The organism is Arthrobacter sp. SIMBA_036 (assembly GCF_046535135.1).
Classification (GTDB): domain Bacteria; phylum Actinomycetota; class Actinomycetes; order Actinomycetales; family Micrococcaceae; genus Arthrobacter.
Window position 1 is genome coordinate 1 of sequence record NZ_JAWRXG010000031.1, and the last position, 1,622, is coordinate 1,622.

Annotated in this window: 2 protein-coding genes; one reads left to right on the forward strand and one right to left on the reverse strand. The window is 59.5% G+C overall.

What is annotated here, in order from left to right; translation table 11 throughout:
* Positions 1 to 87 precede the first annotated feature (87 nt).
* Positions 88 to 1,032, forward strand: a complete 945-nt coding sequence (locus SB659_RS18985; RefSeq protein WP_410551511.1) for a hypothetical protein — start codon at positions 88 to 90, stop codon at positions 1,030 to 1,032.
* A gap of 23 nt (positions 1,033 to 1,055) precedes the next feature.
* Here SB659_RS18985 and SB659_RS18990 read toward each other — a convergent pair whose 3' ends face one another.
* Positions 1,056 to 1,385, reverse strand: a complete 330-nt coding sequence (locus SB659_RS18990; RefSeq protein WP_410551510.1) for a GNAT family N-acetyltransferase — start codon at positions 1,383 to 1,385, stop codon at positions 1,056 to 1,058.
* Positions 1,386 to 1,622: the final 237 nt, after the last annotated feature.

Consider the following 1,622-nt stretch of genomic DNA (forward strand, 5'->3'; position numbering starts at 1 on the left):
GAGACAATAAAAAACGCGGCCTCAGCCACGTAAGAAAATATCAACCCCAGCTGTCAACTAAACCTTCAGCAGTCCCCCTTGGTCAGCGTGGTCGACAACTACGACCACCTCGGCTTCAACGCCTCAGACGTGACACGGGATCAAAAATACTCCCGCTACGTCAGCCCAACGGTAATGCTGCGGAGTCACACTTCGGCCTCTATCCCGTCGCTGCTCCGAGCCTTGGACTCTGAGGCGTCCACGGACGAGCTCTGGGCCATCCCCGGGCTTGTTTACCGTCGCGATTCCATCGACCGAACCCATACAGGAACGCCTCACCAAGTAGACCTGTGGCGTGTCAGCTCCCGGGCGCAGCTCGACGTCGGCGACCTTCAAGACATGATCTCCGCCCTCGTTCAAGCTGTGCTTCCAGGTGCCGAGTGGCGCGCAGTCCCGGCAATCCATCCTTACACCCAGCAGGGCTTGCAGGTTGACGTCCGCATGGACGGGGAATGGCTCGAACTTGCCGAGTGCGGCCTCATGGCCCCGCACCTGTTCGAACAAGCCGGCCTTGATCCCACCAACTGGAATGGTCTAGCCCTTGGAATGGGCCTGGACCGTGCCCTCATGCTGCGCAAAGGCATCCCGGACATCAGGTTGCTCCGGTCGACGGACAGGCGCATCGAAGAGCAAATGAAAAACCTGGAACCGTGGCGGCCGGTCTCCCAGATGCCACCCATCCGACGGGACATATCGATCGTCGTCCCTGCGGACATGGACGCGGAAGTACTGGGAGATCGAGTCCGCACCGCATTGAATGGGCAAGCGGACGACCTGGAAAGCGTTGAACTGCTGGCTCTCACTGCCCAAGCGGAACTTCCGTTGAAGGCGCAGGAACGGCTCCAAATCCGTGAAGGACAAGCGAACGCCCTGATCCGGCTGGTACTTCGCCCCCTGACCAGAACGATGACAGATCCGCAGGCCAACCAGATCCGGGACGATGTCTACCTGGCATTGCACGAAGGACCAGTCAAGGAGCTCATTGCCGGGTAAGCCATCGGGCGGCTTGGGCATGTCTATAGCCGCATGCCCAAGACCGTTCGGACGGTGATGTTATCGCCTCGATCATCAGCGATACGGTGCATTCCGATCTTCTCGGCTACCCGCTCTGAAGCCCGGTTTTCCGGATGCTCGCCGTCACGCGTTTCGATAATCCACAGGCCATACCCGTGCTCCGCGTAGTTCTCTTGGTTCCAGTGAATCCAGCCAGCTGCTTCATCCCGAGACTTGGGTGCAGGGTAGAGCAGCATCACCTCTGGGTCTCCGAGCAACGCGGCCATGCTATCCAGGTCAGTCTCAGTCATCTCACGAAACCGCAATCGAAGAGTCGGTTGTGGCGGTAGCATCACATGACTCTATTACGAGTGCATCCATATGCCCCTACGCCGGCGCCTCAGCGGACGCCGACCGATTAGCGAGCTCAAGGAGGTCATCGTCCAGGTCCACGTATATCCCGGTTCGTGGATAATGCATTTGCCGCGGGGATGCCGGTTGTGTTTTCGGTGTTTAAATGCGGGGAGCCCCGACCGTGGGGTCGGGGCTCTCCGGTTGAATGGTTGTCCGGCGGTGTCCTACTCTCCCAC

What these genes read in the sequence shown, in the direction of transcription:
- SB659_RS18990 (WP_410551510.1), bottom strand. Translation starts at nt 1,385, where the DNA reads ATGCTACCGCCACAACCGACTCTTCGATTGCGGTTTCGTGAGATGACT.